Origin of the sequence: Ralstonia sp. OTU4908 (genome assembly GCF_038440115.1) — a bacterium.
GTDB lineage: Bacteria > Pseudomonadota > Gammaproteobacteria > Burkholderiales > Burkholderiaceae > Ralstonia > Ralstonia pickettii.
This window is the reverse complement of record NZ_JASATD010000012.1, coordinates 60309-79564: the sequence shown is the minus strand read 5'-3', so window position 1 is coordinate 79564 and position 19256 is coordinate 60309. Positions and strand designations below refer to the sequence as shown.

Annotated in this window: 20 protein-coding genes; 7 read left to right on the top strand and 13 right to left on the bottom strand. The window is 62.1% G+C overall.

Translation table 11 applies throughout. The features are described 5' to 3' along the window. Positions 1-256 precede the first annotated feature (256 nt). From ltrA to AAHM38_RS12910, 4 genes are all read left to right on the top strand, one after another. A complete protein-coding gene (ltrA, locus tag AAHM38_RS12925; RefSeq protein ID WP_116576573.1) occupies positions 257-1960 on the top strand; it encodes a group II intron reverse transcriptase/maturase in 1704 nt (567 codons plus the stop codon). A 109-nt stretch (positions 1961-2069) separates the two neighbouring features. Then, on the top strand, positions 2070-2657 hold the full coding sequence (locus AAHM38_RS12920; RefSeq protein ID WP_009240772.1) for an NUDIX hydrolase: 588 nt from the start codon (positions 2070-2072) through the stop codon (positions 2655-2657). Positions 2658-2681: 24 nt separating this feature from the next. Continuing rightward, entirely contained in the window at positions 2682-3428 is a 747-nt protein-coding gene (aat, locus tag AAHM38_RS12915) for a leucyl/phenylalanyl-tRNA--protein transferase (protein WP_012762093.1), read from the top strand. Further along, on the top strand, positions 3415-4179 hold the full coding sequence (locus tag AAHM38_RS12910) for an arginyltransferase (protein WP_116576572.1): 765 nt from the start codon (positions 3415-3417) through the stop codon (positions 4177-4179). Before aat ends, AAHM38_RS12910 begins: the two co-directional genes overlap by 14 nt. On the opposite strand, the gene AAHM38_RS12905 is transcribed toward AAHM38_RS12910, so the two are convergent. The 5 genes from AAHM38_RS12905 to AAHM38_RS12885 all read right to left on the bottom strand — a co-directional run bounded on the left by AAHM38_RS12905 (position 4180) and on the right by AAHM38_RS12885 (position 7195). Next, entirely contained in the window at positions 4180-4347 is a 168-nt protein-coding gene (locus tag AAHM38_RS12905) for a hypothetical protein (RefSeq protein ID WP_009240775.1), read from the bottom strand. Between the two features lie 14 nt (positions 4348-4361). Next, positions 4362-4676 carry a TM2 domain-containing protein gene (locus AAHM38_RS12900; RefSeq protein WP_009240776.1) on the bottom strand — a complete coding sequence of 105 codons (315 nt, stop codon included), beginning with the start codon at positions 4674-4676 and terminating at the stop codon, positions 4362-4364. A 69-nt stretch (positions 4677-4745) separates the two neighbouring features. Continuing rightward, complete coding sequence (locus AAHM38_RS12895; RefSeq protein WP_116576571.1) at positions 4746-5027, bottom strand: hypothetical protein; 282 nt, start codon at positions 5025-5027, stop codon at positions 4746-4748. Further along, a complete protein-coding gene (locus tag AAHM38_RS12890) occupies positions 5024-6433 on the bottom strand; it encodes a LutB/LldF family L-lactate oxidation iron-sulfur protein (protein WP_116576570.1) in 1410 nt (469 codons plus the stop codon). Before AAHM38_RS12890 ends, AAHM38_RS12895 begins: the two co-directional genes overlap by 4 nt. Positions 6434-6469: 36 nt before the next feature. Continuing rightward, positions 6470-7195 (bottom strand): (Fe-S)-binding protein, encoded by a 726-nt coding sequence (locus AAHM38_RS12885; protein WP_116576569.1) that lies wholly within the window; start codon positions 7193-7195, stop codon positions 6470-6472. A 240-nt stretch (positions 7196-7435) separates the two neighbouring features. On the opposite strand from AAHM38_RS12885, the gene AAHM38_RS12880 reads away from it, so the two are divergent. After that, positions 7436-8233, top strand: coding sequence for an IclR family transcriptional regulator (locus tag AAHM38_RS12880; protein ID WP_027681280.1), 798 nt, complete (start codon positions 7436-7438; stop codon positions 8231-8233). Between the two features lie 67 nt (positions 8234-8300). Here the strand turns inward: AAHM38_RS12880 and pbpG are convergent, their stop codons facing one another. The 5 genes from pbpG to AAHM38_RS12855 all read right to left on the bottom strand — a co-directional run bounded on the left by pbpG (position 8301) and on the right by AAHM38_RS12855 (position 13076). Next, the gene (gene pbpG / locus AAHM38_RS12875) at positions 8301-9491 is read right to left on the bottom strand and encodes a D-alanyl-D-alanine endopeptidase (RefSeq protein WP_041668154.1); all 1191 of its coding nucleotides are present in this window, start codon (positions 9489-9491) and stop codon (positions 8301-8303) included. Between the two features lie 438 nt (positions 9492-9929). Further along, positions 9930-10637, bottom strand: a complete 708-nt coding sequence (locus AAHM38_RS12870) for a nitroreductase (protein WP_009240782.1) — start codon at positions 10635-10637, stop codon at positions 9930-9932. A gap of 15 nt (positions 10638-10652) precedes the next feature. Further along, positions 10653-11096 carry an acyl-CoA thioesterase gene (locus AAHM38_RS12865; RefSeq protein WP_116576568.1) on the bottom strand — a complete coding sequence of 148 codons (444 nt, stop codon included), beginning with the start codon at positions 11094-11096 and terminating at the stop codon, positions 10653-10655. 58 nt (positions 11097-11154) lie between these two features. After that, on the bottom strand, positions 11155-12072 hold the full coding sequence (locus AAHM38_RS12860; RefSeq protein WP_012762100.1) for a DMT family transporter: 918 nt from the start codon (positions 12070-12072) through the stop codon (positions 11155-11157). Further along, positions 12069-13076: a histone deacetylase family protein gene (locus tag AAHM38_RS12855; protein WP_116576567.1), complete on the bottom strand. Its 1008-nt coding sequence runs from the start codon at positions 13074-13076 to the stop codon at positions 12069-12071. The genes AAHM38_RS12860 and AAHM38_RS12855 overlap by 4 nt, the downstream gene beginning before the upstream one ends. A 355-nt stretch (positions 13077-13431) precedes the next feature. Here AAHM38_RS12855 and AAHM38_RS12850 point away from each other — a divergent pair, with 355 nt between their 5' ends. Both AAHM38_RS12850 and AAHM38_RS12845 read left to right on the top strand, forming a co-directional pair. After that, a complete protein-coding gene (locus tag AAHM38_RS12850; protein ID WP_009240786.1) occupies positions 13432-14013 on the top strand; it encodes a phasin family protein in 582 nt (193 codons plus the stop codon). A gap of 342 nt (positions 14014-14355) precedes the next feature. After that, positions 14356-14916: a hypothetical protein gene (locus AAHM38_RS12845; protein WP_116576566.1), complete on the top strand. Its 561-nt coding sequence runs from the start codon at positions 14356-14358 to the stop codon at positions 14914-14916. Positions 14917-15020: 104 nt separating this feature from the next. On the opposite strand, the gene lpdA is transcribed toward AAHM38_RS12845, so the two are convergent. The 3 genes from lpdA to aceF form a co-directional block, all read right to left on the bottom strand. Further along, positions 15021-16802, bottom strand: a complete 1782-nt coding sequence (lpdA, locus tag AAHM38_RS12840) for a dihydrolipoyl dehydrogenase (protein ID WP_116576606.1) — start codon at positions 16800-16802, stop codon at positions 15021-15023. A gap of 58 nt (positions 16803-16860) precedes the next feature. Continuing rightward, positions 16861-17433, bottom strand: coding sequence for an MFS transporter (locus AAHM38_RS12835; RefSeq protein ID WP_004635945.1), 573 nt, complete (start codon positions 17431-17433; stop codon positions 16861-16863). 105 nt (positions 17434-17538) lie between these two features. After that, positions 17539-19224: a dihydrolipoyllysine-residue acetyltransferase gene (gene aceF / locus AAHM38_RS12830; protein ID WP_116576565.1), complete on the bottom strand. Its 1686-nt coding sequence runs from the start codon at positions 19222-19224 to the stop codon at positions 17539-17541. Positions 19225-19256: the final 32 nt, after the last annotated feature.

Genomic DNA, 19256 nt, shown 5'->3' with positions numbered 1-19256 from the left:
CAGGCGAACCGCAAGGAACGCTGTTGGCTGTGCGGGTATGGGAGGTTGGAGAAAGCGAATGCCGGGCTGTAATGGTCCGGATAGGGGTTGGAACATCACCCCACGCGAAAGCGAGCAGACTTCCAACTGGTCTTTCGTCGCAAGACGGCTGACAGAAACTCGTGAATTGAAATCTCTTCCCTTGAGGGGCAACTTGTCCCTCAGGGGGCATGTTGTCTCTTGTTGTCGGGGAAGGTCCTCAATATAGGAGAGCAGCATGGAAGAATTGATCTGTGAAGATCAATCTGCGCTTTCCGGCGCACCGCAAAGCTGGACGACCATTCAATGGCGTCGGGTCGAGCGAAACGTCCGGGCAATGCAGATTCGAATTGCGAAGGCAACACAGGAAGAGGATTGGCGCCGGGTGAAAGCCCTGCAACGGTCCTTGACCCGCTCGTTCAGCGCGAAAGCGCTGGCAGTACGACGAGTGACGGAGAACCAAGGCAAGCGAACGGCAGGCGTCGATCGCGAACTGTGGGACTCGCCTGAAGTCCGGTGGAAAGCCATCGGGCGGTTGAAACGCCGAGGGTATCGGCCCCTGCCATTGCGGCGGGTCTATATCCCCAAGGCCAATGGGAAGGAGCGCCCACTAGGCATTCCGACCATGTTGGACCGAGCCATGCAGGCCCTCTACCTGCTGGCGCTGGAACCGGTGTCCGAAGGGACGAGCGACCCGAACTCGTATGGGTTCCGGATCAATCGCTCCACGGCGGATGCCATGTCACAGCTATTCGTCTCCCTGTCCAAACAGGCTTCGGCCCAATGGGTGTTGGAGGCGGATATCAAAGGCTGCTTTGACCACATCAGTCATGACTGGCTGGAACGCAATGTCCCGATGGACAAAGCAATCTTGCGGACGTGGCTGAAGGCTGGCGTGGTATTTCAAGGCCAGTTTCAGGCGACCGAGGCTGGAACGCCGCAGGGAGGCATCATCTCCCCGACATTGGCGAACGTGGCGCTGAACGGACTGGAAAGCCAACTGCTTGCGCATCTCAAGGCAAAGCTGGGGGCTGTTCAGGCCAGCAAGCTGAAAGTGAACGTTGTGCGATACGCGGACGATTTCGTCATCACCGGCAATACGCCGGAGCTACTGGAAAACGAGATCAAACCGTGGGTGGAGCAGTTCCTTGCTGTACGGGGGCTGTCGCTATCCACGGAGAAAACGCGGATCGTCAACATCGCGGAAGGCTTCGACTTCCTCGGGTGGAATTTCCGGAAGTACTCGGGAAAACTGCTCATCAAGCCGAGCAAGAAGAACGCGCAAGCGTTCTACCGCAAGGCGAAGGCGGTCATCAGTGCCAATAAGGCGGTGAGGCAAGAGGACCTAATCCGAATGCTAAATCCGATACTACGAGGCTGGGCGCAGTACCACAGCCCTGTGGTAGCCAAGGCGACGTTTAGCCGCGTGCAGAGCGGCATCTTTCAAGCTCTATGGCGGTGGGCCAAACGGCGACATCCGCAGAAGTCTAGAGACTGGGTGAAAAAGAAGTACTTCGCCTCAGTTGAAGGACGGAACTGGGTGTTTGCAACCACAGTTGAAGACGGTAACGGCGGGAAGCGGTGGATGGAGCTGTACTCGCTCGCGAGCACGCCCATTCAGCGTCACAAGAAAGTCAAAGGGAACTACAACCCCTTCGATCCAGTGCAGGAGATGTACGGCGAAACTCTGCGTCAGGGGCGATTGTTGCAAAGCATGTCGCACCGGAAGCAGTGGATCAAACTGTATATGGACCAGCAAGGCTTGTGCGCGCTGTGTCAGTGCAGGATGACCGAGGAAACGGGGTGGCATGACCACCACATTGAGTACCGTGTACACGGTGGCTCAGACGCCCTCGGGAATCGTGTGCTGCTGCACCCGAGCTGCCACGCCCAAGTGCATACTAAAGGTATCAATGTTGTGAAACCGGCCCCGGAACTCTAAGGGCTTTGTAAAGGCTTGAGCCGTATGCGGGGAAACTCGCACGTACGGTTCTTAGGGGGGAGCGGGCCAGAAATGGTACGCTCCTACCCTCCACCCGCGACGATTCCCCATGAAATTCTGTTCCAACTGCGGCCAGTCAGTCGTCTCGCGCATTCCTGCCGGCGACAACCGACTGCGCGACGTTTGCGACCACTGCAATACGATTCACTATGTGAATCCGCGCAACGTGGTCGGCACCGTGCCCGTTTGGAACGACCAGGTCCTCCTCTGCAAGCGCGCGATTGAGCCGCGCTACGGCTTCTGGACCCTGCCCGCCGGCTTCATGGAAATCGGGGAGACGACCGCCCAGGCCGCCAACCGGGAAACCGTGGAAGAAGCCGGCGCCAATGTTGAAATCGGCGAACTGTATTCGGTGCTCAACGTGCCGCACGTGCATCAGGTGCATCTGTTCTATCTGGCCAAGTTGAACGATCTGGATTTCGCGCCGGGCGAAGAAAGCCTGGAAGTCGCACTCTTCAATGAGGCCGACATCCCTTGGGATGATCTCGCCTTCCCGACTGTCATCCACACGCTGCGCTGTTTCTTCGCAGACCGCGCGGCTGGCAAGCTTGCCGACGGCAGCTTCCGACTCCATACGCTCGACATCTACAAGCCGATGCGCTCCGCCGCGATAGACACCCCGGCCACGACGCCGTAACGCCCACCTCACGTTGTCTGCATCATGATCGCCTGGCTGGATCCGCATGATCCCTTCCCGCCGGTCGATCGTGCCCTGGGGCCGGAGTCTGAAGCGCCTGGTCTGCTGGCCGCAAGCGCCGAGCTATCGCCGCAACGGCTGCTGATTGCGTATCGGCAAGGTATTTTCCCGTGGTACGCCCAGGGCCAGCCGGTGCTGTGGTGGAGCACCGACCCTCGCATGGTGCTTCGCCCCGAAGACTTTCGCGTATCGACGACGTTCCGCAAAACGCTGCGCCGCGTGCTTGACGACCCCGCCTGGGAAATCCGCATCGACCACGGATTCCGAGAAACGATGGTGGCGTGTGCCACCACTGCCCGTCCCGGCCAACATGGCACGTGGATCACCGAAGATGTTATTCAGGCGTACACATCCCTGCACCGCCGCGGCTATGCGCACAGCGTCGAGGCCTGGTACGCAGGCCAACGCGTGGGCGGCTTGTACGGCGTGGCGCTCGGCCGCATGTTCTATGGCGAGTCGATGTTTGCGCATCGCACCGACGCTTCCAAAATCGCGCTGGCGGCGCTCTGCGCCTTCCTCGGCGGTCAGGGCGTCGCGATGATAGACTGCCAGCAGGAGACCGAGCACCTTGCGTCGCTGGGCGGCGCCCCAGTGCCGCGCGCGGCGTTTCTTGCACATGTGCGGGAAGCGGCCAACGCGCCGGCCATCGTGCCCTGGCACTTCGACAAATCGGTGCTCCGCCGGTGGACCGTGCGCAATGAGCAAGCTTAAGGAACTTCCCCTCTCAGCATTGCAGTTCTATGCAACCGCGCCCTACGCGTGCAGCTATCTGGATGGCCGCCTGGCGCGCTCCCAGGTCGCTACGCCGGCGCATCTGATCAATGCCGATGTCTATTCGAAGCTTGTGCGCGCCGGCTTCCGGCGCAGCGGCATCTTCACCTACCGCCCTCATTGCGACGACTGCCATGCATGCACGCCATGCCGCGTCGTCGTTGACCAGTATTCGCCTTCCCGGGCCCAGCGCCGTGCCGCCGAGCGGCATCAAGCGCTGGAGGCGTTGGTTGCGCCACTCACTTATGTCGAAGAACATTACCAGCTCTACCTGCTGTATCAGTCGGTCCGCCATGCGGGCGGCGGCATGGATCACGACAGCCGCGATCAATACGAGCAGTTCCTGCTGCAGAGCCGCGTAAATTCGCGTTTGGTGGAGTTTCGCGAGCCGCCCGAATCGCCATCGGCGGGCAAGCTGCGCATGGTCAGCATGATCGACGTGCTCGAAGACGGGCTGTCGTCCGTCTACACGTTCTACGATCCGATCGAGCAAAAGGCGAGTTACGGGACGTACAACGTTCTTTGGCAGATCGCCCAGGCGCAGGCGCTGGATCTTCCCTACGTCTATCTCGGCTACTGGATCGAACAGAGCCGAAAGATGGCCTATAAGGCGCACTTTCAGCCGCTGGAACTGCTCGTCAACGGCGAGTGGCGGCGGTTTGAAGACGTGGCGCCGCAGGCCGCGGAATGATCAGCGCGACGTGCGGTCGATCCCGACGTCGACCACACCGTATGCGCTGATATTGGAGCTCTGGCTGTATTGATCGCGCGAAGTCGTGCACCCTGCCAACGCGCCAGCTGCGCAAGCCAACCCAGCCGCCCAGAGTGCAGTGCGTTTCCACCAAGTGGTTTTGTTCATGAGGTCGATTCCTTTCAGGGCGTGGTCGAAAGCTGCTCGGCAAGCGCCGTGTTGTTGGCCCGGACCATTCCGGGAATCAGGAACACGTCCACCAGCACCCACAGCCCGCCGATAACCGCTAGCACCCAGCCTGCAGTGTTACCCATGTCACGAAATGCGAGCCATGTGCCGCCGATGTTGGCGATGGCCTGCGCGATACCGCTGCCCGGACGCTTCAGGTAGAAGCGATGCGCCCCCAGGAAGCCCAGCAAAAACCACCACAGGTAAGCCACGCCCGAACTTTTCTTCTGGGCGTCGTACAGCATGATTTCGCGGGCGGTCTGGTTCATGGCATTGGATGACACGGGAATAGGCTCTCAGACACTAGCACGCATCCCGCGTTCCATGTCGCCTCCCAATTACATGCTGGCGAGCTTGGCCTCGGCCTTGTCCGTCCACAAACGCATTTCGGCCAGCAACGACGACGGCGAGAAAGAGCAGCTTTCCTCGCCAAACGACACCGCCATATCCAGCCGCTGCAGCAAGGAGCGCCGCACCTGATCGTACGCCGGAGGCAAGACCGCCAACGGCGCGAGAACGGCATCGTCGCGCCACTGCTTGAGCAGGTGCGGCAAATCGGCCGACTTTGCGTGTCGATCGAGCGCGTCGCGCAGCGTTTCGAGGGATTCAGCGGTGGTCATGCTCGGGCCTTCTTTTCACGGTACAGCTCACGGAATGTTTTGCCTGCGGGGGCCGGCATGTCGCGTGTGTCCGTCCAACCCTTGCCGACGGGCAGCGAGTGGATCAACTTCTTGTCCCCGCCCATCCAGCGCAGCACGCGCGCTGCCACCCAGGTACCAGCCGAATACAGCGCCGGTCGCCGTGCCATGAAGCCCCACACGCGCAAGCCAAGGCGTTCCGCTTGCGGGCGAAGCTCGCGCTCCATTTGTTTTTCGCGCAGCGTGCGCAGCAGATCCGACAACGGGATCGACGCAGGACACACGCGATTGCATTCACCGCACAGCGTGGCCGCTTGCGGCAGATCCAGCGCATTTGACAGCCCAACGTAGCTCGGCGTCAGTACGCTGCCCATCGGGCCCGGATACACCCAGCCGTACGCATGGCCACCAATCTTCTGATAGACCGGGCAATGGTTCATGCAGGCGCCGCATCGAATGCAGCGAAGCATCTCCTGGAATTCGCCGCCGATCAGGCCGCTGCGGCCGCCGTCGACGATGACGAAGTACATATGGTCGGGGCCATCTTTCTCGCCGGGCGCGCGCGGGCCCGTGAGCAGCGAGAAATAGTTCGAGATCGCCTGCCCAGTGGCCGATCGTGGCAACAAGCGCATGACGGTCGCCAGATCCTCGAGCGTCGGCAGCACCTTCTCGATGCCCGTCACGGCAACGTGCACGCGCGGCATGATCGTGCACATGCCTTCGTTGCCCTCATTGGTGACGATCGCCACGGAGCCCGTCTCGGCAATGATGAAGTTGCCGCCCGTGACCCCCATGTCGGCGGACAGGAACTCCGGCCGCAGCACTTCCCGCGCCTCGCGCGTCATCTCCGGAATATCGGACAGCCGCGGCTTGTTGTGCGTCTTTGCGAAGAGATCGGCGATCTCCTCTTTATCCTTGTGCACCACCGGCGCAATGATGTGCGACGGCGGCTCGCTGTCGTTGATCTGCAGGATGTACTCGCCCAGATCGGTCTCGATGCTCTGCACGCCCATCTCGCCGAGCACCTGATTCAGGCGCATTTCTTCGGTCACCATCGACTTGCTCTTGATGACCTTCTTGACCTCGTGCTTGCGGGCAATTTCTGCGACCAGCCGCGCGGCATCGGCGGTAGTTTCAGCAAACAGCACCCTGGCGCCACGGCGCGTCGCTTCCGCCTCGAACGTGGCGAGCCAGACGTCGAGGTTTTCCAGCGCACGGTTGCGGCGCTCCTTCAGCGCTTCACGCGTGGCCGGAAAATCAATGTCCTGGATGGCCGCCGCGCGTGCGGTGACGAATTTGGTCGAGAGCTTGGTAAGGTTCTGCTGCAGGCGCTTGTCGGCGAGCTTCTGCCCGGCGCGTGCTTTGAATTCCATGCTGCGGACTTGCATGTGATTGCGTCTCCGTCGTGTTCGTGGCGTTGCGATTTACGCGTCGCCGGCGAGGACTTGCGCAATGTGCAGCACGCGCGTGTGCGTGTCACCCGTACGGCGCAGCCGGCCTTCGATGTTGAGCATGCAGCCCACGTCGCCGAGCACCACCGCATCGGCGCTGCTAGCCTTGATGTTGGCGCATTTCTCATCCGCAATCGCGGTGGAGATATCGCCGTACTTGATCGAGAACGTGCCGCCGAAACCGCAGCAAGCCTCGCATGCAGGCATCTCGGTCAGTTGCACGCCCGGAAGTTTGCGGAGCAACTCGCGCGGCTGCGCTTTCACGCCAAGCTCGCGCAGACCAGAGCACGAATCGTGGTACGTCACGTGGCCGTGAAACTCCGAGTCGAGCGCTTCGATGCGTGCCACGTTGACGAGAAAATCGGTCAGTTCGTACACACGCGGCGCAAGGCGCTCATAGCGGCCTGCGAGCTCCGGATCATCCCGAAACAAATCGGCGTAGCCCTTGCGGATCATGCCGCCGCACGACCCGGACGGAATGACAACGTAGTCGAACTGCTCGAATTCCTTGAGCGTTTTCTCGGCCAAGTCACGGGCCAAAGGGCGATCGCCGGAGTTGTAGGCGGGCTGCCCGCAGCAGGTCTGCGCGGGCGGCACCACGACGTCGTAACCGGCCTTTTCCAGCAGCTTGAGCACTGAAAACCCGATCTCGGGCCGCATCAGATCAATCAGGCAAGTGACGAACAAACCTACGCGCATGGGAGTCTCGTGTGTTCTGCTGGAAGCCGCCATTATGCGCCTGCTGCCTCGCCTGGCGCGGGTCTGCGGGCACAGAACTTCTTCATGTCGATGGTGAGTGCGCTTCACGAGGTGGCGCTAGGCACAGTTGCTGGCCGACCGAGAAAGCCTTCGAAAATACACGGAATCATGCGTCGGGATGGTGCGCATTTTCACATCGTGGGATAGAATTTTGCATCGCATCCGCAACCCACTGCACCCATGGCAGAAGCAGACAAGGACCCCGGCAAGACGTCTATCCAGGTCATCGAACGCATGATGATGCTGCTCGACGCGCTTGCCGATCACGCCGATCCGGTCAGCCTGAAGGCGCTCTCGGCCAGCACCGGCCTGCACCCGTCCACCGCGCATCGCATCCTGAACGACATGGTGGCTTGCCGCTTCGTCGATCGCTCCGACCCGGGCAGCTACCGTCTCGGCATGCGTTTGCTGGAACTTGGGAACCTGGTCAAGGCGCGCCTGTCGGTGCGAGAAGCGGCGCTGGCGCCGATGCGCGCCCTGCACCGCCTGACGGGCCAGACCGTCAACCTCTCGGTGCGTCAGGGCGACGAGATCGTCTACATCGAGCGCGCCTATTCCGAGCGCTCTGGCATGCAAGTCGTGCGCGCCATTGGTGGCCGCGCGCCGCTGCATCTGACTTCGGTTGGCAAGTTGTTCCTGGCTGCTGACGAACTCGGCCGTGTGCGCGCCTATGCGACACGCACGGGCTTGTCTGGCCACACCCGCACCTCCATCACGGATTTGCCCAAGCTTGAACGCGAACTCAACTGGGTGCGCACCAACGGCTACGCGCGTGACAACGAAGAACTGGAACTCGGCGTGCGCTGTATCGCTGCCGGCATCTATGATGATTCGCGGCGTCTGGTCGCGGGCTTGTCGCTATCGGCACCGGCAGACCGGTTGCAGGACAGCTGGCTCGACAACCTCAAAGACACTGCGCTGCAAATCTCCAAAGGGATGGGCTACACGCACGAGGAGGATACGGTGCGCGCAGAGTAAGCCGCTGGCGTTGACCAACAAAAAAGCGCGTTCGATGACGCGCTTTTTTGTTGGGCGATGCCGCGGCTCAAGCGCCGTGCTGGTCCGACGCCAGCACGGTTGCCGGCTGCGTGGACACCGGCACATTCCGCAACGGCGCTGCCGCCTGCGTGGCCGGCTCGATGTGCGGATTGCGCTCCAGCCAATTGCGCACGCGCGTGGCGTCTGCAAAACGCGTGAGGTTGCCGGCCGAATCCAGGAACACCATCACGACGTTGCGGCCATGCACGTTGGCCTGCATCACCAGGCAGCGGCCTGCCTCGTTGATGAAGCCGGTCTTCTGAAGGCCGATATCCCACTCTCCGCCGCGCACCAGACGGTTGGTGTTGACGTAGTGAAGCGTGCGCCCGTTGGCGCTGACCGTATGTTCAGGAGTGGTCGTGAACTGCCGAATGAGCGGTACCTTGTAGGCCGCCATCACGATCTTGGCAAGATCCTGCGCGCTCGACACATTGCTGCTCGACAGGCCGTTCGAATCAACATAGTGCGTATCGTTCATGCCCAGCTCGCGTGCCTTGCGGTTCATGGCGGCAACGAATGCCGGACGACCGCCCGGATAGTTGCGGCCAAGTGCAGAGGCCGCACGGTTTTCCGACGACATCAGCGCCAGCAGCAGCAGGTCTTCGCGGGTAAGCATCGTGCCGAAACGCAGGCGCGAGCCCGTGTTGCGCTCGTAGTCGCGATCTTCATCGGTAATTTCAAGCAGCTCGTCCATCGGCTGATGTGCATCGGTCACGACCAGTGCAGTCATCAGCTTGGTGATCGAGGCGATCGGCAGCACGGCCGACGAGTTCTTCTGGAACAGCACTTCGCCGTTGTTCTGGTCCATCACCAGCGCGACGGAGGAGCGCAGCGCCAACGCATCGGGCGTCGCACGCAGGCCCATCGCTTCACCCAGCGTCGGCGATGCCGGCACAAACGCGGCGCGCACCGGACGAGCACCACGCTCAACCATGATCACGCGGCGCTTGCCCTTGACGGTGACGACCTTGCGGACTTTGCTGGAGGCGACTTCATCGCTGCTCGCAGCCGCGACTTTGGCGCTGGCCTTGCGATTGGCGACGGTCTTGCCTTTGGATTTGGCTTTCTTGCTAGCGGCGGGTTTTTTGTCGGTCGTGGCAGCGTTGGCCACGGTAGTGACAGAGACGGCAGCGAGCGCGACGGTCATCAGCGAAACGAAGCCGAGACGTCGAAAAAATGAGGAAACAGACCGTGACATGGTTCGATCACCCGCGCGTGAGATGGCGCAAGTGTAGGCAAAAACAAAATTCTTAGCAAGATGAAGGACTTAGCTCACGGCCTTAAAGTTTGACCTGTGGAGCCTTATCATTCGGTCATCATTTCGACGCAATTGTCTGCTCATGCAGGACTGCAATCGCGAAAAAAGTTGCGCAAGGCGCACATAACGCTCAGCGAGGAATCACCAACGGATTCTGGAAGTCCCCCGTGAGTTCCGTCGCGCTTGGCGACAAACACGGTTGACAACCGGCCCCAACGGTCCATAACAACACGCGGGCGTCATACGCCGAGTCACAGATGGAAGTCTAACGACGGATGGGCTGTATCTGTTGACATAATTCGATGACTTTCCACCGTCAATTCTCGCTTTGTCCGAATATGTGCGCCGTAGCGTTCGGGCTCCGGCGTGATGACGACATCAATCCAGGAAGCGAGTGAACTCGGAGACAGGTGCGCGCTCGGTGACGAGCGTATTTTCGATGGCAGCGCGATTCGCATAACCCATCGACATGCCGCAGACGACCATCTCGTCATCCGTCAGCCCGAGCTGCTCTGCGATGATCCGATGGAACTGCGTGAACGCGGCCTGTGGGCATGTATCGATGCCCCGAGCACGCGCGGCCACCATCACCGCTTCCAAAAACATGCCGTAATCAAGCCAGCTGCCCTGCTCCATCACGCGGTCGATTGTAAAGATGATGCCGACCGGCGCATCGAAGAACCGGAAGTTGCGCGCGTGCTGCGCGTGCATGCGCTCCTTGTCGGCGCGCCCGATGCCGAGCAGGCTGTAAAGATCCCAGCCGACCTTGCGGCGTCGGCTCTGGTACGGATCGATCCATGTGCGTGGGTAGTACGGATACTCCTCGCGATGCACCGTGTCCGCCTCCGGGTGGGCGTACGCCGCCAACACCGATTCGGACAAGCGCGCTTTCGATTCACCCGTCAGCACATAGACTTTCCACGGCTGTGTGTTGCTGCCTGACGGCGCACGGCGTGCGACATCCAGAATCGCTTCGATGTCTTCACGAGCGACCGGTGTCGGCAGGAACGCGCGTACGGAACGGCGCGAAGTGATTGCCTGATCGACGAGCTCGACTTCGGCAGAGGTGGGGCGTCGGTCGGTCATGGCGATGCGCAAAATTCAGGCGGTGATGTTGGACGCCAGCAGCTCGAGCACGGCACGCAGCGCATCGGGCAGCGCCACCGGCCGACGCGTTTCGCGGTCGACGTAGACGTGCACGAAATGGCCCTGCGCGGCCGCTTCTTGCGTGTCGCCGCGGAAGAGACCCACCTCATAACGCACGCTTGTGTTGCCCAGGCGCGCAACACGCAGTCCTGCCACCACGGGGTCCGGAAACGACAGCGGCGCGAAATAGTTGCATTGCGTCTCGATGACGAGGCCGATGGTGTTGCTGTGCTCGGGGTTCAGCACGCCCTGCTCGATCAAATAGGCGTTCACCACGGTGTCGAAGTAGCTGTAATAGACGACGTTGTTGACGTGGCCGTAGACGTCGTTGTCCATCCAGCGCGTGGTGATGGTGTGGAAGTGGCGGTAGTCGTCGCGCGTCTGACGGGGCGTGCTCATGGGCGGCAGGCAGGTGGCAGTGGAAAGCGATCAGGATACGCCAGCCGCTTCAACCCGGTCACTTCCGGATGACGAGCGCCACACCGCACGCCGCGATGACCATGCCCAGCGCCGCGAGCGGCGGAAAACGCTCGCCGAACAGCGCCCACGCCATCACGGCGGTCGTGGGCGGCGTGAGATACAGAAGCGACGTCACCTTGGTAGCCGCGCCCTTGCGGATCAGCACAAACAGCAGCGAGATCGCGCCGATCGACAATGCCAGCACGGACCACACCAGCGAGCCGATCATCGGCAGCGTCCAATGCACCTCGCGCGTCTCAAACAGGAACATGAACGGCAGACACAGCAGCGCCGACGCCCCGAACTGGATACACGCACCCATCCGCAGGTCGAACACCGGGCAATGGCGCTTTTGATACAGCGTGCCAATGGTGATCGACAGCAACGCACCCACGCACAGCGCAAGCGTCGTCACGCCGACGCCTGCCAGGTGCAGCTTGTTCGCCACCACCAGCCCCACGCCGGCGATGCCGCAAAGCAACCCCAGCCATTGGCGATTCGACACACGCTCGCCGCGCATTGATACATACAGCGCAGTCAGAATCGGCTGCATGCCGACGATCAGCGCGGTCATCCCAGCCGGCATGCCGAGCTTGACCGCTGCCCAGACGCCCGCCAGATAGCCCCATTGCATCAACAAACCGGCCACCGCGATGTGGCCGACGGCCGCCCAGTCGGTGTCGCCCGTGCCGGCGCGGCGCGGCAACGGTACGCGCGCAACCCAGACCAGGGGCAGCAGGCACACCAGCACGCCCACGAACCGCAAAAACAGGAACGTGATCGGCTCCGCGTACGGCATTCCGTACTTGGCCACGATAAAGCCCGTGCTCCAGATCAGCACGAACAGCCACGGCATGGCAACGACAAACAGGGAGTCGCGCGCGGAGCCGGGCGCGACGGAAGACACTTGCGTCATGCGGAAAGCGGAAGAGAGGTCGATGCGCCAGCGCCCTCGTCGCGTGCTGCCCAGCGCTGTGCGTGGCGGGCAGCCAGGGCGATGGTCTGCGCGTGGACGGCCACGGTATCGTCGATATTGTTGCCGTAGCCGCCCGCCATGGTAACGGCAACCGGTATGCGCCGTTGATACGCGAAATCGAAGACTTCCTGATCGCGCCGGGCCAAGCCCTGGAGCGTCAGTTTGAGCCGGCCGAGCCGATCGCCCTCGTGAGGATCCGCGCCGGCCAGGTAGATGATCATCCGCGGCTTGAAGCGCCCGGCCAGGATGTCGAGTGCGCCGGTCAGCGCTTGCAGATAGTCCTGGTCGCCGCAGCCATCGTGCAGGCCGATGTCGAGGTCCGACGCCTCCTTGCGGAACGGATAGTTTTTTTCGCCGTGCAGCGACAAGGTGAAAACCGTGGCGTCATCGCGCAGGATGGACGCCGTGCCATTGCCCTGATGTACGTCTAGATCGACGATTGCGACCGGAAAATCCGCCGGCGTCCTGCCGGATTGGCGCTGGACCCAGCGGGCAGCGATGGCCGCGTCGTTGAATACACAGAAACCGCCGCCCTTGTCCGCATAGGCATGGTGCGTGCCACCCGCGAGGTTGACGGCAATGCCATCGGCCAGCGCTGCGTCACATGCGGCCATCGTGGCGCCGGCCGAACGACGGCTGCGCTCGACCATTTCCGGCGACCAGGGAAACCCGATCTCCCGCTGGCGCGCGGGGTCAAGCCGACCGGCGCTTACCGCCTCAACATATTCAAACGTGTGCGCCAGCAGCAACGCATCGTCATCCGCCCGCGGCGCCTCCTGCATGGATAGCCCTGGCACGTCGGCCAGAACCCGTGCGCGCAGGTCGCTGTACTTGCGCATTGGAAACCGATGGCCCGGCGGCAACGGCAATACAAAGTGGTCGGTGTAGAACGCCCGCATGTGAATAACAAATCGCAACGCAACAAAAATGGCACCCGGGCGCATCCTAACCTAGGCTGCACTCGTGTGTTTTTTGAGACGGAATTACGGCCGAAAGGGGTCGACGGCACCCCACGTGCACCAAGAGCGCGCATTTTCCTGCCACAAAAAATTACGCCAAACGGTTGGTCACGCAATTCCTGTGCACGAAAAATCAGGGAATTCTGATTTTTGTGCGATGCACAAAGAACGCTTGACACTGATTAGCCATTCAACAACAATGAAATTGTTGCGATGCACCATCCCGAATTCATCGCGATGTCGCCTGGAAGGCCCGACGCAGACCGTCATGCTTTGTACATCTGGGCGATCTAAATTTTCATTTTGATTCCCCACCCACCTTTGTATTTGGAGAGACAACATGCTGACTCAGGAACAGATCGCTGCGGCGCACAAGGCCAACCTGGAAACGTTTTTCGGTCTGACCAACAAGGCTTTTGAAGGCGTCGAAAAGCTGGTCGAACTGAACCTGCAGGTCGTCAAGGCTACCCTTGCCGAGAACGTCGAACACGCCAAGAAGGCACTGACCGCCAAGGACGCCCAAGAGCTGCTGTCGGTGCAAACCGCCGCAGTGCAGCCGCTGGCTGAAAAGGTTCTCGCTTACAGCCGCCACCTGTACGAAATCGCTTCGGACACGCAAACTGAATTCAGCAAGGCTGCTGAAGCGCAAATCGCTGAAAACAGCCGCAAGCTGCAAGCGCTGGTCGACAACGTGTCGAAGAACGCTCCGGCCGGTTCGGAATCGGCAGTTGCCCTGGTGAAGTCGGCTCTGTCGGCCGCCAACAACGCTTACGACTCGGTGCAGAAGGCCACCAAGCAAGCTGTGGAACTGGCTGAAAGCAACTTTCACGCTGCTGCCAACGCTGCCAGCAAGGCAACCGCTCAAGCATCGGCTCAAGCGCGCGCTGCCACCGGCAAGAAGTCGGCAACGACCGCTGCGTAAGCGCTAAGCTACTGTCTTTAGTCTTCCGGCTGTTGAAGCGGGCCTCCTTCGGGAGGCCCGTTTTGTTTTGGCCGTCGAGCCATCCTCCAAACTCAACGTTTGCGTGCATTTGCGCGGAACCCAAACGCGCGGCCGCTGGTCCATTCCATCGTGTTCGTTGGATTGTCTCCTCGGTCCCGCTACCGAAACCTGTCCTCAGTGGTGATCAGTGGGTACCTTTAGCCCGGCTTCGGCCGGGTTTTTTGTGTGTGCCTGAAACGCGTCGTCCCTTCAAATTGCGAACTTTGCAGGCGGCCGGCGCTCCATTCTGTATTGCGGCCCATCGTTTTTTTCTCCGTCCCAATGTCTCGCGAATCTCTGGCCAAGCGCAGTCTGATCGTCGCGGCGGCGCTTTTCCTGCTGCTAGAAGAGTGGATCTGGAAGGCCATGCAGCGGGCGACCGCCCGTTTGGCGACGCATCCCTGGGTCCAGGCGGCAGAGCGGAAGTTGGCCGAACTGGAGCCCATCGAGGCCCTCTGCGCCTTTGCCCTACCGATGCTGGCGCTGCTGCCGTTCAAGCTGGCTGCCGTCTACGTGCTGGCGCGGGGCCATCTCTTTGCAGGCACGTTGGTTCTGGTCGCAGCCAAAATCGTCAGCACGGGGCTGGGCGTGCGCATCTATTCCGCCGTGCGCCCACAGTTGCACACGATCGCCTGGTATACCCGCTGGGAATCCGCGTTCCTGGCGTGGAAGCAGCGCATGTTGGCCGCCCTGCAGGCAACACCGACCTGGCAAGCCTTGCAGGTACGAATTGCTGTCTGGCGCGCCCGTCGACATGGGACGATGCAGCAGGTGTGGCGCCGCCTGATCGCGGCGGTGCGCCTGCTACGCCGGCATCGGCGCCCAGCCGACCCTCGGCACTGACCTGCCGCCGAACATCCCAAACAAAAGGGCCGCCCATTCGAGCGGCCCTTTTGCTTGCCAGCCGGATCCGGAGTTAACTCCAAAACTTGGCGGTTAATTGCAACTCAACGCTTACGAGCCGGCGGCACGTCCGTGCACACACCCTCGTAGATTTCCGCAGCCATGCCCACCGACTCACCCAGCGTCGGATGCGGATGGATGGTCTTGCCGATATCCACGGCGTCTGCGCCCATCTCGATGGCCAGGCAGATTTCGCCGATCAAGTCGCCGGCGTGCGTGCCAACGATGCCACCACCGATGATGCGGTGGGTTTCCTCGTCGAAGATCAGCTTGGTGAAACCCTCGTCGCGGCCGTTGGCAATGGCCCGGCCCGAAGCCGCCCAAGGGAACACGCCCTTGCCATACTTTATGCCCTGCGCCTTGCACTGCTCTTCGGTCAGCCCTGCCCAAGCCACTTCCGGATCGGTATAGGCCACCGACGGAATCTGCTTGGCATCGAAATACGCCTTCTCGCCGTGTGCGGCTTCGGCTGCCACATGGCCCTCATGCACGGCCTTATGTGCCAGCATCGGCTGCCCGACGATGTCGCCGATCGCGAAGATGTGCGGCACATTCGTGCGCTGCTGCTTGTCCACGTCGATGAAGCCACGGTCCGTCACGGCCACGCCGGCCTTTTCCGCGCCGATGCGCTTGCCGTTCGGCGCGCGGCCCACCGCCACCAGCACCATGTCATAGCGTTGCGGCTCGGCCGGTGCGGCTTCGCCCTCGAACTTGACATAGATGCCGTCCGGCTTGGCTTCCACCCCGACCGTCTTGGTCTTGAGCATGACCTTGTCGAAGCGGCCCTTGTTCATCTTGTCCCACACCTTGACGAGGTCGCGGTCAGCGCCCTGCATCAGGCCGTCGAGCATTTCCACCACGTCGATGCGGGCGCCGAGCGTGCTATACACCGTGGCCATTTCCAGGCCGATGATGCCGCCGCCGATGACCAGCATCTTGGCCGGCACTTCGCGCAACTCCAGCGCACCGGTCGAATCGACGATGCGCGGATCTTCCGGGATGAAGGGCAGCTTCACGGCCTCGCTGCCTGCAGCGATGATCGCCTTGGCAAAACGGATGACTTTCTTCTCGCCTGTCGTTGCCTTGCCGTCGCCGTCCGTCAGCTGCACTTCGAGGTGGTTCGGGTCCAGGAACGCACCGACGCCACGTACGACCTGCACCTTGCGTGCCTTGGCCATGCCGGCCAGCCCGCCGGTCAGCTTGCCGATCACGGACTCCTTGTGCTTGCGCAGCTGGTTGATATCAACCGTGGGTTCGCTGTAGACAATGCCGTGTGCGGCCATGGCTTTGACTTCCTCCATGACAGCCGCGGTGTGCAGCAGCGCCTTCGACGGGATACAGCCCACGTTCAGGCAAACGCCGCCCAGCGTGGAGAAGCGCTCCACCAGCACAGTGCTCATGCCGAGATCCGCGCTGCGGAAGGCGGCCGAATAACCGCCGGGGCCCGAGCCAAGGACGAGCATCTCGCATTCGATATCAGCGCCGCCGGCATGCTTGCTCGCTTGCGGTGCGGGGGCCGATGCGGCCGGCGCAGCAGCGGGCGTTGCGGCCGGAGCCGGTGCTTGCGCAGGCGCCGGAGCCGCCGCCGCGCCCGCTTCCGCCGTGGCAATCACCGTGCCTTGGCTGACCTTATCGCCCACCTTGATCTTGACTTCGACGATCTTGCCAGCCACATCCGACGGCACGTCCATGGTGGCCTTGTCGGTTTCCAGCGTGATCAGCGCCTGATCGACGGTGACGGCATCGCCCGCCTTCACCATCACTTCAATGACGTCCACGTCCTTGTAGTCGCCGATGTCCGGCACCTTGATTTCCACCACGCTCATTCCTGACTCCTTGTTCTTGTCGTCGGCACCCGGCATCGCCCGGGCCCGCTGACGCTTTTCAATCCTGCAGACGGACTGTGTGCACTTCGATCGGGCCGCCCGAACTCTTGTCGAACTCCACGCCTGCCGATACGCCCACCTGTGCAACGTCCGCCGCCGACTTGCCCGGCATGTCGAACACCGCCGACATGGCCCCCAGCGCGAAATTACGCCCGGAGCCGATGCCCCAGAAGCGATCGAACGAAAACACCTCGCGGTACGAATAGACGCCGTAGATGCCGGTGGCGTTGGCGATCAGGCAGGTGATCTGCGACGACTCGTAAGGGTCATCGTCGTCTTCCTTGGTGTTGACGAAATACTCGTCCTTGAGCTTTTCGTGCACCTTCAGAAAGGTCCGGAAGACGTCATCGCGCGTGCCGAGGCGGCATTCATCGGCCAGCCCCGCCAGCAGGCTCCGCATGACCGGAAAGTGGGCCGTCGTGCCCGCCAGCGCGATCAGCGAATCGCCCACCTGGAAGATCTTCTGGTTCTGCTCGTAACCGCGCGCCAGGCGTGTATCGCCGAACGTCACCAGCGAATCGGCCGCAATCGCCACTTCGCCGTCTTTCTTGACCACCACGCACGTCGTCATGTCGTCCTCGCCATCAGTCCACTGACCAGTCCGCCGACCGCTGCAAACCCAACCGGGCCGGCACGCACAGGCCCGAAGCCAAATGCGTGCCGCGCCCGCGTGGGCTTACAGGCTGACGCGGCGGAAGTCCGCCAGCACGCTGGCCAGATACGCGTTGAAGCGCGCAGCCTCGGCGCCGTCGATCACGCGGTGATCGTACGACAGCGACAGCGGCAGCGTCAGGCGCGGCACGAACTGCTTGCCGTCCCACACCGGCTTCTGATAACCGCGCGACAGGCCGAGGATGGCCACTTCCGGTGCGTTGATGATCGGCGTGAAATGCGTGCCGCCAATACCGCCCAGCGACGAGATCGAGAAGCAGCCGCCCTGCATCTGGTCCGGCTTGAGTTTCCCTTCGCGCGCAGCCTTCGAGAGGTCCGCCATTTCCTTGGCGATGTCGATCAGCCCCTTCTTGTCCGCATCGCGGATCACCGGCACCACCAGCCCGTTGGGCGTATCAGCCGCAAAGCCGATGTGGAAATACTGCTTGAAGACCAGGTTGTCGCCGTCCAGGCTCGCGTTGAAGGTCGGGAACTTCTTCAGCGCACCCACGACTGCCTTGATCACGAATGCCAGCATCGTGAATTTCACGCCGGCCTTTTCGTGGTCCTTGTTCATCTGCACGCGGAAGGCTTCCAGCTCGGTGATGTCCGCTTCGTCATTGTTCGTGACGTGCGGGATCATGACCCAATTGCGGTGCAGGTTCGCACCCGAAATCTTCTTGATGCGCGACAGGGGCTTCGGATCGACCGGGCCGAACTTGGTGAAGTCCACCTTCGGCCACGGCAGCAGGTTCAGCTCGCCACCGCCGGCCGGCGCAGTTGCGGCAGCCTTGCCCGGCGCAGCGGCCTGGCCGCTCATCACGCTCTTGACGTAGCGCTGCACGTCTTCCTGCGTGATACGGTTCTTCGGACCGGTGCCGCCAACCAGGTTGACGTTCACGCCCAGTTCACGCGCGTACTTGCGCACCGAGGGGCTGGCGTGGGCAGCCTTGCCCACTGTACCGACGGTGTCGGCGGTGTACGTAGCGGGCGCTGCGGCCGGAGCAACTGCGGGCGCAGCCGCCGGGGCCGGGCTCGGTGCAGCGGCAGCCGGTGCGGCTGTTGGTGCCGATACTGGAGCTTGCGCAGGCGCGGGCGCCGCGGCGGCACCGCCAGCGCCTTCCAGCACGACGATCAGCGTGCCTTCCGACACGGCATCGCCCACCTTCACGCGGATGTCCTTGACGGTACCGGCGGCCGGCGACGGCACATCCATCGTGGCCTTGTCGGACTCGAGCGTGATCAGCGACTGCTCGGCTTCCACCTTGTCGCCCACCTTCACGCTGATCTCGATCACAGGCACGTCGGTGTAGTCGCCAATATCCGGCACTTTCACTTCGATCGTGCCGCCACCAGCAGCAGCCGGCGCAGGGGCCGGCGATTGCGCGGCCGGTGCGGGTGCCGGTGCAGCAGCGGCCGGAGCCGGTGCGGGCGCAGCTTGAGGTGCGGGGGCCGGGGCGGCAGCAGCGCCCTGCTCTTCGAGCAGCAGCACCAGCGAGCCTTCCGACACGGTGTCACCCACTTTGATCTTCACTTCCTTGACGACGCCGCTCTTGGGCGAGGGCACGTCCATGGTCGCCTTGTCCGATTCCAGCGTGACCAGCGAATCCTCGGCGTTGACGGTATCGCCCGCCTTGACCAGCACTTCGATCACCGGGACGTCTTTGTAGTCGCCGATGTCCGGCACCTTGATTTCTACGACTTGACTCATTCTTCTGTCTCCAGAGGTCTGGCGGCGAGAGC